Consider the following 13,012-nt stretch of genomic DNA (forward strand, 5'->3'; position numbering starts at 1 on the left):
CGATACAGCATGTGGGTAACGGACCCGAATTACCGCCGAAGTTCGTGGGTGAGGGTGTCGAGCTCGTCGCCGCCCGCCATTTCCTTCGTGAGGTCGTCGAGTGAGATGTCCTCGTAGCTGCAATCGAGTTTCTGACGTCCACGGTTGAGCAGGACGAAGTGATCGCCGACCATGTACGCGTGGTGGGGATTGTGGGTGATGAAGACGACGCCGAAGCCCTGTTCCTTGGCCGCGGAGATGTAGCGCAGCACCATTCCCGATTGCTTGACGCCGAGGGCTGCGGTCGGCTCGTCGAGGATCAGAACACGCGCACCGAAGAAGATGGCGCGGGCGATGGCAACACACTGACGCTGACCACCGGAGAGGGACCCGATGGGCGCATCGACGTCGGGTAGATCGATGCCCATCTTGTGCAGTTCCTCGATGGTCGTCGCGCGCATGGCGTTGGTGTCGAGCGATTTGAACACAGTGCCTTTGCTGAGCTCCTGACCGAGAAAGAAGTTGCGCCACACGGGCATCAGGCCGACAACCGCAAGGTCTTGGTAGACCGTCGCTATGCCCTGGTTCAACGCGTCCTTGGGGGAGTCGAAAGTGGTGGCCTTGCCGTCGACGAGCAGTTCTCCTTCGCTCTGTTGATGCAGGCCGGCCATGATCTTGATCAAGGTGGACTTGCCGGCTCCGTTGTCACCGAGGACTCCGGTGACTTCACCGGCACCCACGCGCAGGTTGATGCCCTGCAGAGCGATGATGTTGCCGTAGCTCTTTCCCACGTCCTTCAGTTCGATGAGGGGCGTTTTCCCTCCGCCTGCGGGTTCGGATTCGATGGGGGTGTCGGCGTGAATGGTCATGATTTACCTCTTCGCAGCGTAGGTGCGGAACGAGTTGTTGGCGATGACGGCGAACAGCAGCATCGCGCCGAGGAAGAACTTGAACCAGTCGGGGTTCCAGCCGGCGTAGACGATGCCTTGGTTGGCCATTCCGAAGATGAACGCACCGATGAATGCGCCTATGGCAGTTCCGAACCCGCCGGTGAGCAGGCACCCACCGATCACGGCGGCGATGATGTACAGGAACTCGTTGCCGACGCCTTGGCCGGACTGAACGGTGTTGAACGCGAACAGCAGGTGCATACCGACGAACCAGGCGCAGAAGCCGACGAACATGAACAGACCGATCTTGACCTTCGTCACCGGTACACCGATCGCGCGGGCCGAATCTTGATTGCCGCCGACCGCGAAGATCCAGTTGCCGATGCGCGTTTTCATCAATACCCACGTCGCGGCGAGAGTGAAGGCGATCCACCACACCACGGTGATGCGGATCGAAATCCCGAACAGCGAGAACGAGGAGGAGAACACTGCTTTGGCGGAATCGAACCCGTCCATGTCCGAGATCGACTGCGTTGCAACCTGTCCGGTCACCAACTTGGTGACGGCGAGGTTGATGCCGGTCAGCATCAGGAAGCTTGCCAGGGTGATCAGGAACGACGGAATCTTGGTCTTCATCACCAAGTACCCGTTGAGGAAACCGACTCCCAGCGCCAGCACCAACGCCAGCGCGGATCCGATCCAGACGTTGAGGTGCAGGTTGTAGGCGATCATCGATGCCATGATCGACGAGAAGGTGACCGCGACGCCGGTCGACAGGTCGAACTCGCCGCCGATCATCAACAACGACACCCCGATGGCCATGATGCCGATCGTCGAGGACGCGTAGAGCACAGTGGCGAGCGCTTCGGGGGAGCGGAACGGAGGGGCGACGATGCAGAAGAAGACAAAGATGATGATTGCGCCGAACAGGGCACCGATTTCCGGTCGAATCAGCAACCGCTGCAACGGCTTTTGCTTCTTCACTCGCTCATCGACGACGACAGTGTGTTTGGACAGATCCAGATCGGCCTGCGTGGACATGGTGTTCCTTCCCTACTGGTACGACGCCCACCGGCAGCGAAAGTCGCGTGCCGGTGAGCGTCGGGCTCAGCGAGTACCGTTCTTGGCGTACTCGGCGATGGCGTCGATATTGGACGAGTCGATGAACGCGGGCCCGGTCAGTACCGGGGTGCCGCCGCCTACGGTGTTGCCGTTGTTGATGTAAAGCCACAGCGCGTCCACTGCGAGGTAACCCTGCAGGTACGGCTGCTGATCGATCGCCCAGGCGACATCGCCGGACTTGATCGCGTCGACGAGAGCGGAGTTGGTGTCGAAGGTGACAACGGTGGCGTTGCTACCGGCGTTGGCCTTGGACTGGACCGCAGTCAAAGCGATCGGGGCTCCGAGCGCAACGATGTGATCGATCGAGGGATCCTGCTGCAACTTGGCGGTGATGGTTGCCTCGACCGAGGGCATGTCCTTGCTGTTGACGTTGAGGATCTCGGTGCTGCCACCGGTGAACCCGCTCTCGACGCCGGCACACCGTGATTCGAGCGCAACCTGCCCTTGTTCCTGGATGATGCAGAGTGTCTTCTTGGCGCCGTCCGCAGTCAGGCGAGCACCTGCGGCCTGACCAGCAATGGTCTCGTCCTGCCCGAAGTACTGCCCGACGCCCATGTCCTTCCAGGAGTCGAACCCGGAGTTGAACGCCGCCACGGGGATCCCGGCGGCTTCAGCGGCCTCTACCGAGGGAGCCATCGCGTCGGGCTTGGCCAGGGTGACCGCGATGCCGTCGACCTTGGAGTCGATCGCGCTCTGTACGAGGTTGGCCTGGTTGGGCGCTTCGGGGTCGGACGAGTACCGCAGCTCGATGTTGTCCTTGGCGGCTGCAGCTTCGGCACCCTTGCGGATCAGGTCCCAGAAGGTGTCGCCGGGTACCTCGTGGGTGATCATCGCGATCGTTGCCTTCGGGGTATCGGCCGTTCCTGCGTTGCTTCCGGAGTCGGATTCCTCGGGCGCACCGCCGGAGGACGAACACGCTGCGACCGATGCCGCCAACGCGACCCCCATCGCCATTGCGATGGTTCTGCGCCCCAGGTTCTTTGGGGGCCTATCCGCTACCGAACCCAGACGAGACGTCATTTTCCAAACATCCTCTCGATGACCAGACGACCCGCTGATGTCGGGTCGGGCGTACTGCCTTAGGAGATGTAATACCCGTCACACCGGAAAGTCAATAGTTTGTCCGGACATTAGGACTACAAAAGGTACAGACTCGGAGCGGTCAGGATGGAAACTCGATACCCAGCAGGCGTCGTAGCTCGTCGAGGGTATCGAGCGTCGAGGCAGTGTCAGCCATTGTGTGACAGGGGCTTTCGAGCTCACCGCTGGTGATTCGACGGGCAGCCTCCGCGGCCTCGTAGGCAAGTCCCGCGGGGTAGCCGCTGATGTCGTCGACGAACCGAGCGGATCTTCCGTCGCGCAAGGACACGGTGAAGTTTCCCGGTCGGTAGAAGACACCTTCCGTTGCGAGCATTCCTGAACTTCCGCACACTGCGGCGAGGTTCGGTGTGTCGGCCAGGATGGTGGTGTTGAGAACGGCGTGAGCACCTGTCGGTGAAGTGAGAATCGCGGAAATCTGACCGTTCAGCTCCGAGTTCGCCTGCTGTCCCACCGCTGTGACACCGGCCGGCCGACCCAGCGCTTTCTGGGCGAAGTAGACGACGTAGGTCCCCAGATCGAGGAGCGGTCCACCGGCGAGTGCGGGGTCGTAGATTCGATGGTCGGAGTCGAAGTGCTCGCCGTGGTCGGCTAGGACGGTTCTGATCTCACCGAGCATTCCCTGCTTAAAGATCTGGTCGATCACGTCGAACTTCGGCAGGAATGCGGACCACATCGCCTCCATTGCGAACAGTCCCCTGGATCGGGCGAGCTCGGCTATAGCGCGAGCCTGGTGGGCGTCGAGGGCGAGGGGCTTCTCCACCACGACGTGTTTACCTGCTTCGAGTGCGAGCGCCGCGTGCTCGAAGTGGAGGGTGTGCGGAGTGGCGACGTACACGACATCGACCTCGGAACTTGCAACGAGGTCGTCGTAGTTGCCGTAGACGGTCGGGATTCCCCAGTCCGCGGCAAAGGCCGAGCCCCGTTGTGCGTTTCTCGAGGCCACGGCCGAAATCTTCTGAGAGGTGTGGTGACGCAGTGCCTCTGCGAATCGAGCAGCGATCCAGCCCGGGCCCAGGATGCCCCATCGCAGTGCGGGTGCATCGATGGGCGGAGCGATGCGTGAGGGTGGAAGTAGCAATTCTGTGGTCGAAGTCATGACGGACACCCTAGTATCGCGTGTTGTACATATGTCCGGACATTCGGATGTTTTTATCAAGATGGACAGCGAGGTCCCATGAGCGTGCGCGTAGGAGTAATCGGTGCCGGAGTGATGGGTGCCGACCACATTCGGAATTTGCATTCGGTCGTGTCGGGTGCGACGGTCACGGCCGTAGCGGACGTCGATGCGACCCGCGCGGCCGGGTTGGCCGACGAGGTCGGTGCGGATGGCCTCACCGACCCGTACGGCTTGATCTCGCGGGCCGACGTCGACGCTGTCGTCGTCGCCTCCCACGACTCGACCCACGCCGATCTGGTGCTCGCCTGCATTGCGGCGCACAAGCCTGTCCTCTGCGAGAAGCCGCTCGCAGTGACCGTCGACGAATGCTCACGAGTGGTCCGAGCGCACGAGGCTGCGATATCGGGCGGGATTCCCCTGCTCACAGTGGGATTCATGCGCCGCTTCGACCCGGGATACGTCGAGTTGAAGCACACGGTGTCCTCTCGCGCACTGGGAGATCCGTTGATCGTGCATTGCTCGAGTCGAACGGTCACCTCAGGGCCGGGCGGTGACTCGGAGGCCAGTATCACCGGCTCTGCCATCCACGAACTCGATACGGTGCCGTGGTTGCTCGACTCCCCGGTGGTCGAGGTCAGCTGGCACGCCACTCGTGCGAGCACGCGGATCGGCCATCGCCGCGATCCACAGTTCATGTTGCTGCGCACCGAAGACGGCGTCCTGACGACCGTGGAAATGTTCCTCAACGCCGGCTACGGGTACGACATCCGCTGCGAGGTGATCGGCGAAGAGGGCGCAAGCCGTCTGGCGGAGCCGATTCGGACCGTGACCGATCATGCTCTGCGGCACAGCTATTCGTATGCGAAGGACTGGGTCCCTCGCTTCGCCGACGCCTATCGACTCCAGCTGTGCGAGTGGATCGATTCGATCGCCGAAGGGCGTACGTCCACGCTGGCGTCAGCGCGCGACGGCCTACAGGCGAGCGTGGTGGCGCAGGCGTTGATCACCTCGATGCACCGTGGCGGCGGCACAGTCGCGGTCGACAGGACTCTCTGACCGAGCGGTATGTCGTGGCTCGGCCGTTCAGCGATCGACCAGGGTGGTGTCGAAGTAGTACCGGGAAGCGCGGTACACGTGCGCTCCGAACTCGACGACGCGTCCCGAATCGTCGAACGCGGTGCGGTGCATGGTCAGTAGCGGTGCCTTGTACTTTTCGTCGAGCAGGGCTGCCTCCTCGCGATCGGCCGATCGGGCACCGATGCGTTGACGGGCGAGCCTGATGTGTACTCCTCGCGTACGCAGCGAGGAGTACAGGCCCTGTAATTCGAGCTCGTCCGGCTCCGGCGCGATCTCACTCGGCAGATAATTGACCATGACAGCGAGTGGCTCACCGTTGGTGCTGCGGAGCCTGCGGATGGTGACGACGTCTGTCGTGTCGGGGATGTTCAATTCCTGCGCGACGTCGTGGGTGGGCGGACCGACCTGATAGTCGAGGAGACGCGTTGTCGGATTCTGCCCGGCGCGGGCAAGGTCGTCGAACAGGCTGGTGAGCTCGACCGGGCGATGGACCGGACTCTGAACCACCTGTGTTCCGACGCCACGTTTGCGTACGAGCAGACCCTTGTCGACGAGTTCTTGGATCGCACGGCGGGTGGTGGGACGCGACAGGCTCAGTCGTTTGGCCAGCGCGAGTTCGTTCTCGAATCGTTCCCCCGGCGCGAGGACGCCCTGCAATATCGCGGATTCGATTGCTTGTGCAAGTTGAAAGTAGAGGGGAACCGGGCTCGACCGGTTGAGTTCGACGGAAAGTTGCGCCGCCTCGGTTCCAGGCGCCGCTGTGTTCGACGTGGTCACTGGTCTCTCCCGTCGGTCGGTAGGCGCGGTGAGGCGCCGGTTTGTACGAAGTCTAAGCGATGGATAACATCACTTGACCGGAAGTAAGAATGTCAGGACAAACTATTGACATTTGTATGTGAGCTCACGCACAGTGGACGCACCGAAGAACGTGTGGAAGCCCCTTACCGAAAACGAACACCTCACACCAATGGAGTCGATCGTGACCACCTCAGCCGACGCGAACACCGCGGCCTTCGACGTCCTCGCCATCGGGCGAAGCGGTGTCGATATCTATCCTCTGCAGACCGGCGTCGGTCTCGAGGAGGTCGACACCTTCGGAAAGTTCCTGGGCGGTAGCGCCGCGAACGTCACCGTCGCCGCCGCGCGTCTTGGCTGCCGCTCGGCGTTGATCTCCGGCGTCGGCAACGACCCCTTCGGTCTATACGTGGCTGCGGAGCTGGCCCGGTTGGGCGTCGACAACCGATTCGTCGTCACCGACAATCAGTTCGCGACTCCGGTCACGTTCTGCGAGATCTTCCCGCCCGACGACTTTCCGCTGTACTTCTACCGACAGCCGTCGGCACCCGACCTTCAGATCCGCCCGGAGAACATCGATGTCGACGCGGTCCGGAGCGCCCGACTGTACTGGTCGACAGTCACAGGCTTGTCCGAAGAGCCAAGCCGCAGCGCTCATTTCGCTGCATGGGAGGCTCGGGATCGAGCCCCGTTGACCGTGCTGGACCTCGACTACCGGCCGATGTTCTGGGATTCGCCCGCAGCCGCAACGGAACAGGTGCGCCGGGCCCTCGAACATGTCACCGTTGCCGTTGGAAACAAGGAGGAATGTCAGGTTGCCGTCGGCGAAACCGACCCGCACAAGGCGGCCGACGCCCTCCTCGACCTCGGAGTCTCGCTTGCCATAGTCAAGATGGGCCCGAAAGGTGTTCTCGGCAAGACCAAGACGCAGACCGTCACGGTCCCGCCGAACTTCGTCGACGTGGTCAACGGCCTCGGGGCGGGAGACAGCTTCGGCGGTTCCCTATGCCACGGCTTGCTCGCCGGTTGGCCCCTCGAGAAGATCCTGCGCTACGGCAACGCCGCCGGGGCGATCGTGGCGTCGCGCCTCGAATGTTCGACGGCCATGCCCACCGCCACCGAAGTTGCTCTACTCGCCGAACGAACCGCTACGGAGGCTGTCAATGTCTGAGACCACCTTGAGCCCCGCACCCGCGGCCGCCAGCTATGCCCAGGTCACCGAAATTCGCGCCACCGACCCGCAGGCCATCGAACGTGCGTGGGCCACGCGAGTCACCCGCCCGACCATCCGCGGCAACGGCCGTCTGATGATCGTTGCTGCCGACCATCCGGCACGCGGAGCACTGTCGGTGGGCTCGGACATGACCGCGATGAACAGCCGCACCGAACTGCTGGACCGGTTGCGCACCGCGCTCGCCAACCCCGGCGTGGACGGCGTCCTCGGTTCCTCCGACATCCTGGACGATCTCGTGCTGCTCGGTGCGCTCGAGGACAAGGTGGTCTTCTCCTCGATGAATCGCGGTGGACTGGCCGGCGCGTCGTTCGAGTTGGACGATCGAATGACCGGTGCCACAGCCGCTTCCACGGCCAAAGCGCGGATGAACGGTGCGAAGATGCTCACTCGGATCGCACTCGACGATCCGGGCACTCTGGCCACGATGACCGCGTGCGCGCAGGCAATCGACGAATTGGCCGCGGCGAACCTCATCGCCATGGTGGAGCCGTTCCTCTCGCGCCGGGTCGAAGGTCGCGTCAAGAACGATCTGAGTACGGACGCGGTCATCAAATCGATTCACATCACGCAAGGCCTCGGATCCAGCTCGGCTCACACGTGGATGAAGCTTCCCGTGGTGCCCGAGATGGAACGCGTCATGGATGCCACGACGTTCCCGACGCTGCTTCTCGGTGGCGACCCGCAGACTGCGCCGGAGGAGACGTATGCCAGTTGGGCGCGCGCGCTGGAGATTCCGGCGGTTCGGGGCTTGATCGTCGGCCGCACGTTGCTCTATCCGCCGGACGGAAACGTCGAAGCCGCAGTCGGTACCGCCGTGGACATGGTGAGGTGAAACATGAACTCCGAGTACTACATCGCTGCCGGTGCAGGTAGCGCAGACGGTTTCGACGTCGTCGTCACACCCGACAGTGCGGGGTGGACCGAATCGAGCCTGTGGACGTTCACGCTCTCCGCAGGTCAGTCGGTGGACCTGAATTCGGGTCCGGACGAGATCATGGTGCTCCCGTTGGCGGGATCGGCATCGGTGACCAGTGCCGGCACCACGTTCGAGCTCGCCGGCAGGGCCTCGGTGTTCGACGGCCCGTCCGACTTCGCCTACGTCGGGAGAGATTCGGCGTACTCGGTGGCCAGCGCAGCCGGTGGCCGATTCGCCCTGTGCGGCGCACGGGCGAAGAACGAGCTCCCGTTCCGCTACGTGCCCGCTTCGGATATTTCGGTCGAACTGCGCGGCGCGGGCAACTGCAGTCGGCAGGTCCACAATTTCGGCACCGCGGACACGTTCGAGGCCGACTCGCTCATCGCCTGCGAGGTCATCACCCCCGGCGGCAACTGGTCCTCCTACCCGGGCCACAAGCACGACGAGAACACCGCGAACGAATCGGCGCTCGAGGAGATCTACTACTTCGAGATCGCCGACGGGCCCCAGGGCGCCGCAGGTTTCGGCTACCACCGGGTCTACGGCACACCGCAGCGACCGATCGAGGTGCTCGAAGAAGTGCGAACCGGAGATGTGGTCCTCGTGCCACACGGCTACCACGGCCCGTCCGTTGCCGCCCCCGGCTATCACATGTACTACCTGAACGTCATGGCCGGACCGGGTGCCGAGCGCGCCTGGAACATCGTCGACGATCCCGAACACACGTGGATTCGCGGCAGCTGGACCGATCAGCCGGTCGACCCCCGCCTTCCCCTCCATACCGCACCGACAGGAGCATGACTGTGGTGTCCACAGCGCCGATCTCGGCGAACAAGTCCGAGAACACCGAAGGCACAGTCCGTCTCACCGTGTCGCAGGCCGTCGTGAAGTTCTTGGCGAACCAGTTCGTCGAGCGGGACGGCGTTCGCACCAAGTTCTTCGCGGGAGCCTTCGGCATCTTCGGTCACGGAAACGTCGCGGGCCTCGGCCAGGCATTGCTCCAGGCCGAGATCGACGCCGTCGAAGCCGGCACCGAACCGGAGTTGCCGTACGTGCTCGGACGCAACGAACAAGCCATGGTGCACAGCGCCGTTGCCTATGCACGACAGAAAGACCGTCTGCAGGCCTGGGCAGTCACGGCCAGCGTCGGTCCCGGCGCGACCAACATGCTGACCGGCGCGGCTCTGGCCACCATCAACCGCCTTCCCGTATTGCTGCTCCCAGCAGACACTTTCGCGACTCGGGCCAGCGCTCCGGTGCTGCAGGAGCTCGAGCTCCCGTCGAGCGGCGACGTCACGGTCAACGATGCATTCAAGCCCCTGTCGCGTTACTTCGACCGGGTGTGGCGCCCCGAGCAGCTGCCGAGCGCTCTGCTCGGTGCGATGCGCGTGCTCACCGACCCGGTCGAGACGGGTGCCGCGACGGTCGCCATCCCGCAGGACGTTCAGGCCGAGGCCTTCGATTGGCCGGAGTCACTGTTCGCCGCCCGGACGTGGCACGTCGCCCGTCCGTTGCCCGAGAAATCCGTTGTCGCTCGCGCAGCACAGGTGATCCGCAGCGCGACGAAGCCGATGATCGTCGCCGGCGGCGGAGTCATCTATTCCGGTGCAACCTCCTCGCTCGCAGCGTTCTGTGAGAAGACCGGTATCCCGGTCGGCCAAAGCCAGGCCGGAAAGGGTTCGCTCTCCTACGACCACCCGCAATCCGTCGGCGCTCTCGGATCGACCGGGACGACCGCTGCGAACGCCCTTGCCACCGAGGCCGACGTGATCATCGGAATAGGAACGCGCTACAGCGATTTCACCTCCGCATCGCGCACCGCGTTCAACAACCCGGATGTGCGTTTCGTCAACATCAACGTGGCCTCGATCGACTCGGTCAAGCAGGGCGGGATTTCCGTCGTCTCCGACGCCCGAGAAGCTCTCGATGCCCTGGCCGTCGAGCTTGCGGATTACCAGGTTCCAGCCGAATACCGCTCTCGTACGGCGGAACTGGCAGCCCAGTGGGACGCGACGGTCTCTGCGGTGTACGAGATCGAAGACCCCTCCGCGCCGCTCAACCAGAACCAGGTCATCGGCCTGGCGAATACCCTGTCGGATCCTCGGGACGTCGTCGTCTGCGCGGCGGGCTCGATGCCGGGAGATCTGCACAAGCTCTGGCGTACGCGCGACTCGAAGGGGTACCACGTCGAATACGGCTTCTCGTGCATGGGCTACGAGGTCGCAGGCGGTATCGGTGCCAAGATGGCCGAGCCCGACCGTGACGTGTTCATCATGGTCGGCGACGGCTCGTACCTCATGATGGCGACCGAACTGGTCACCGCCGTGCAGGAAGGCGTCAAGGTCATCATGATTCTGGTGCAGAACCACGGGTTCGCGTCCATCGGATCACTGTCGGAGTCGTTGGGATCCCAGCGATTCGGCACCGACTACCGGTATCGGAGTGACGACGGCCGGCTGGACGGGGGGATATTGCCTGTCGATCTCGCCGCGAACGCTGCAAGCCTCGGTGTCGACGTGATCCGAGTGAACAACGGGAACGAGTTCACCGATGCCGTCAAGGCGGCCAAGGCAAGTGACACCTCCACCGTCATCCACGTCGAGACCGATCCGCTCATCCCGGCACCGGACTCCGAATCCTGGTGGGACGTGCCGGTGAGTGCGACCTCGACGCTCGAGTCGACCCAGACCGCGTACGAAACATACGAGAAGTGGAAGAAGATCCAGCGGCCGTTCCTGCGTCCGTCTGGCAACTAGACATTCCCGAAACACCTGAAAATTCTCGAAAGGTAAGCATTATGAGCGTAATTCGCGTGGGATCTGCACCCGACTCCTGGGGTGTCTGGTTTCCCGAGGATCCGAAGCAGACCCCGTACGGCCGATTCCTCGACGAGGTTTCCGCATCGGGCTACGAGTGGATCGAGTTGGGGCCGTTCGGGTACCTGCCGACGGATCCCCAGCTGCTCTCCGACGAGCTCGCGGCCCACAACCTGAAGCTCTCGGCCGGAACGGTGTTCGAGCACCTGCATCAGGACAACGCCTGGGATGCAGTGTGGACGCAGATCGAGGACGTCGCAAAACTGACCGCGGCTGTCGGCGGTAAGCACGTTGTCGTCATTCCGGAGATGTGGCGCGACCCCAGTACCGGTGCAGTGCTCGAGGACCGCACATTGACGGTCGAGCAGTGGCGCAAGAAGACCGAGGGCATGAACGAACTCGGCAAGCGCATGTTCGAGCAGTACGGGGTCAAGGCGCAGTACCACCCGCACGCCGACAGTCACGTCGACACCGAGGAGAACGTGTACCGCTTCCTCGACGGCACGTCGAGTGAATTCGTCAATCTGTGCCTGGACACCGGCCACATCAGCTATTGCGGCGGCGACAACATCGCCATCATCGAACGTGCACCGGAACGTATCGGCTACCTGCACCTCAAGCAGGTCGACGAAGCGGTGCGTGCGAAGGTCGCAGCCGAGGATCTACCGTTCGGCGAGGCCTGCAAGCTGGGTGCAATGACGGAGCCGCCCTTGGGAATTCCCGATATGCCCCCGCTGCTGTCGACCATCGAGCGCCTCGCCGATGCGGGCAAGCTCACTGCAGACATCTTCGCGATCGTCGAGCAGGACATGTACCCATGCGAGCCGGACTATCCGCTGCCGATCGCACAGCGCACTCGTAAGTACCTGGGCTCCTGCGGGATCCCGTCCGTCCAGTTCAGCTGATACCCGCAAGGAGACTTTTGTCATGACCAACGAACTGCGCATCGCCGTCCTCGGTGTCGGCATGATGGGCGCCGATCACGTCGCGCGTATCACCAGCACTATCGCCGGTGCCCGCGTCGCCGTGATCAACGACTATTTCACCGAAAAGGCCGAGGAGCTCGCCGCCTCCATCCCTGGCGCTCGGGTGGTCGTCGACCCGATCGATGCAATCGCCGACCCCGAGGTCGACGCTGTACTGCTCGCCACCCCCGGCCCGACGCACGAGAAGCAACTCCTTGCGTGTCTGGAGCACGGGAAGCCCGTCATGTGCGAGAAGCCGCTGACCACCGATGTGGAGACTTCTCTTGCCGTCGTGAAGGCGGAGGCCGAACTGGGCAAGAAGCTCATCCAGGTGGGGTTCATGCGCCGCTTCGACAACGAGTACGCCGAACTGAAGGCACTGATCGATTCCGGTGATATCGGTCGTCCGTTGGTTGTGCATTGCGCACATCGCAATCCGGCTGTGCCGCCGCACTTCGACAGCGCGATGATCGTCAAGGACTCTCTCGTGCACGAGGTGGACGTCACCCGATTCCTGCTCGACGAGGAAATCACCTCGGTCCAGATCATCACTCCGTCCGCGAATCCTAATGCGCCTGTGGGCCTGAAGGATCCGCAGATCGCCATCTTCACCACAGAATCCGGGCGTCACGTCGACGCCGAGGTGTTCGTCACGACAGGCGTCGCGTACGAGGTCAGGACCGAGGTCGTGGCCGAACGTGGCAGTGCCATGATCGGTCTCGATGTGGGATTGGTGCGCAAGTCCGCGCCCGGAACCTGGGGTGGCACGATCACGCCGTCCTTCAAAGAGCGTTTCGGGCAGGCATACGACGCCGAAATCCAGCGGTGGGTCGATGCGGTTCGTGTCGGTGCGCAAACGGGCAATTACGTCGACGGCCCCGGTGCGTGGGACGGCTACGCCGCCGCGGCGGTCTGCGAGGCCGGTGTGAAGTCGCTCGAATCAGGTGTGCCTGTCACGGTCGACATGGTGCAGCGCTCGTCCATCCCGGGCGCGTGAGCC

At 63.2% G+C, this 13,012-nt stretch carries 12 protein-coding genes; 7 read left to right on the forward strand and 5 right to left on the reverse strand.

What is annotated here, in order from left to right; translation table 11 throughout:
* Nucleotides 1-29: 29 nt before the first annotated feature.
* The 4 genes from R4P57_RS13655 to R4P57_RS13670 all read right to left on the reverse strand — a co-directional run bounded on the left by R4P57_RS13655 (nt 30) and on the right by R4P57_RS13670 (nt 4,188).
* Nucleotides 30-848, reverse strand: a complete 819-nt coding sequence (locus R4P57_RS13655) for an ATP-binding cassette domain-containing protein (RefSeq protein WP_317803367.1) — start codon at nt 846-848, stop codon at nt 30-32.
* A gap of 3 nt (nt 849-851) precedes the next feature.
* The gene (locus R4P57_RS13660; protein WP_317803368.1) at nt 852-1,910 is read right to left on the reverse strand and encodes an ABC transporter permease; all 1,059 of its coding nucleotides are present in this window, start codon (nt 1,908-1,910) and stop codon (nt 852-854) included.
* A 66-nt stretch (nt 1,911-1,976) separates the two neighbouring features.
* The gene (locus tag R4P57_RS13665) at nt 1,977-2,945 is read right to left on the reverse strand and encodes a substrate-binding domain-containing protein (protein WP_411742367.1); all 969 of its coding nucleotides are present in this window, start codon (nt 2,943-2,945) and stop codon (nt 1,977-1,979) included.
* A 208-nt stretch (nt 2,946-3,153) separates the two neighbouring features.
* A complete protein-coding gene (locus R4P57_RS13670; RefSeq protein WP_317803370.1) occupies nt 3,154-4,188 on the reverse strand; it encodes a Gfo/Idh/MocA family oxidoreductase in 1,035 nt (344 codons plus the stop codon).
* Between the two features lie 78 nt (nt 4,189-4,266).
* Between R4P57_RS13670 and R4P57_RS13675 the strand changes: the two genes are divergently transcribed.
* Nucleotides 4,267-5,265 (forward strand): Gfo/Idh/MocA family oxidoreductase, encoded by a 999-nt coding sequence (locus R4P57_RS13675; RefSeq protein ID WP_317803371.1) that lies wholly within the window; start codon nt 4,267-4,269, stop codon nt 5,263-5,265.
* Nucleotides 5,266-5,292: 27 nt separating this feature from the next.
* Here the strand turns inward: R4P57_RS13675 and R4P57_RS13680 are convergent, their stop codons facing one another.
* The gene (locus tag R4P57_RS13680; protein WP_317803372.1) at nt 5,293-6,063 is read right to left on the reverse strand and encodes a GntR family transcriptional regulator; all 771 of its coding nucleotides are present in this window, start codon (nt 6,061-6,063) and stop codon (nt 5,293-5,295) included.
* Nucleotides 6,064-6,253: 190 nt separating this feature from the next.
* Here R4P57_RS13680 and iolC point away from each other — a divergent pair, with 190 nt between their 5' ends.
* The 6 genes from iolC to R4P57_RS13710 are packed head-to-tail and all read left to right on the forward strand — an operon-like array spanning nt 6,254 to nt 13,009.
* Nucleotides 6,254-7,252 (forward strand): 5-dehydro-2-deoxygluconokinase, encoded by a 999-nt coding sequence (gene iolC / locus R4P57_RS13685; RefSeq protein ID WP_317803373.1) that lies wholly within the window; start codon nt 6,254-6,256, stop codon nt 7,250-7,252.
* Nucleotides 7,245-8,147, forward strand: coding sequence for an aldolase (locus R4P57_RS13690; protein WP_317803374.1), 903 nt, complete (start codon nt 7,245-7,247; stop codon nt 8,145-8,147). Before iolC ends, R4P57_RS13690 begins: the two co-directional genes overlap by 8 nt.
* A 3-nt stretch (nt 8,148-8,150) precedes the next feature.
* Nucleotides 8,151-9,032: a 5-deoxy-glucuronate isomerase gene (iolB, locus tag R4P57_RS13695; protein ID WP_317803375.1), complete on the forward strand. Its 882-nt coding sequence runs from the start codon at nt 8,151-8,153 to the stop codon at nt 9,030-9,032.
* Nucleotides 9,029-10,987: a 3D-(3,5/4)-trihydroxycyclohexane-1,2-dione acylhydrolase (decyclizing) gene (gene iolD, locus R4P57_RS13700; RefSeq protein WP_317803376.1), complete on the forward strand. Its 1,959-nt coding sequence runs from the start codon at nt 9,029-9,031 to the stop codon at nt 10,985-10,987. Before iolB ends, iolD begins: the two co-directional genes overlap by 4 nt.
* Nucleotides 10,988-11,028: 41 nt before the next feature.
* Nucleotides 11,029-11,952, forward strand: a complete 924-nt coding sequence (locus tag R4P57_RS13705; RefSeq protein ID WP_317803377.1) for a sugar phosphate isomerase/epimerase — start codon at nt 11,029-11,031, stop codon at nt 11,950-11,952.
* Nucleotides 11,953-11,974: 22 nt separating this feature from the next.
* Complete coding sequence (locus tag R4P57_RS13710; RefSeq protein ID WP_317803378.1) at nt 11,975-13,009, forward strand: Gfo/Idh/MocA family oxidoreductase; 1,035 nt, start codon at nt 11,975-11,977, stop codon at nt 13,007-13,009.
* The last annotated feature ends 3 nt before the right edge of the window (nt 13,010-13,012 follow it).

Origin of the sequence: Rhodococcus sp. IEGM 1330, from assembly GCF_033142445.1 — a bacterium.
Taxonomy (GTDB): Bacteria; Actinomycetota; Actinomycetes; order Mycobacteriales; family Mycobacteriaceae; genus Rhodococcoides.

What these genes read in the sequence shown, in the direction of transcription:
- iolD (WP_317803376.1), top strand. Translation starts at nt 9,029, where the DNA reads ATGACTGTGGTGTCCACAGCGCCGATCTCGGCGAACAAGTCCGAGAAC.
- R4P57_RS13660 (WP_317803368.1), bottom strand. Translation starts at nt 1,910, where the DNA reads ATGTCCACGCAGGCCGATCTGGATCTGTCCAAACACACTGTCGTCGTC.
- R4P57_RS13670 (WP_317803370.1), bottom strand. Translation starts at nt 4,188, where the DNA reads ATGACTTCGACCACAGAATTGCTACTTCCACCCTCACGCATCGCTCCG.
- R4P57_RS13655 (WP_317803367.1), bottom strand. Translation starts at nt 848, where the DNA reads ATGACCATTCACGCCGACACCCCCATCGAATCCGAACCCGCAGGCGGA.
- iolB (WP_317803375.1), top strand. Translation starts at nt 8,151, where the DNA reads ATGAACTCCGAGTACTACATCGCTGCCGGTGCAGGTAGCGCAGACGGT.
- R4P57_RS13710 (WP_317803378.1), top strand. Translation starts at nt 11,975, where the DNA reads ATGACCAACGAACTGCGCATCGCCGTCCTCGGTGTCGGCATGATGGGC.
- R4P57_RS13675 (WP_317803371.1), top strand. Translation starts at nt 4,267, where the DNA reads ATGAGCGTGCGCGTAGGAGTAATCGGTGCCGGAGTGATGGGTGCCGAC.
- R4P57_RS13690 (WP_317803374.1), top strand. Translation starts at nt 7,245, where the DNA reads ATGTCTGAGACCACCTTGAGCCCCGCACCCGCGGCCGCCAGCTATGCC.
- iolC (WP_317803373.1), top strand. Translation starts at nt 6,254, where the DNA reads ATGGAGTCGATCGTGACCACCTCAGCCGACGCGAACACCGCGGCCTTC.
- R4P57_RS13705 (WP_317803377.1), top strand. Translation starts at nt 11,029, where the DNA reads ATGAGCGTAATTCGCGTGGGATCTGCACCCGACTCCTGGGGTGTCTGG.
- R4P57_RS13665 (WP_411742367.1), bottom strand. Translation starts at nt 2,945, where the DNA reads ATGGCGATGGGGGTCGCGTTGGCGGCATCGGTCGCAGCGTGTTCGTCC.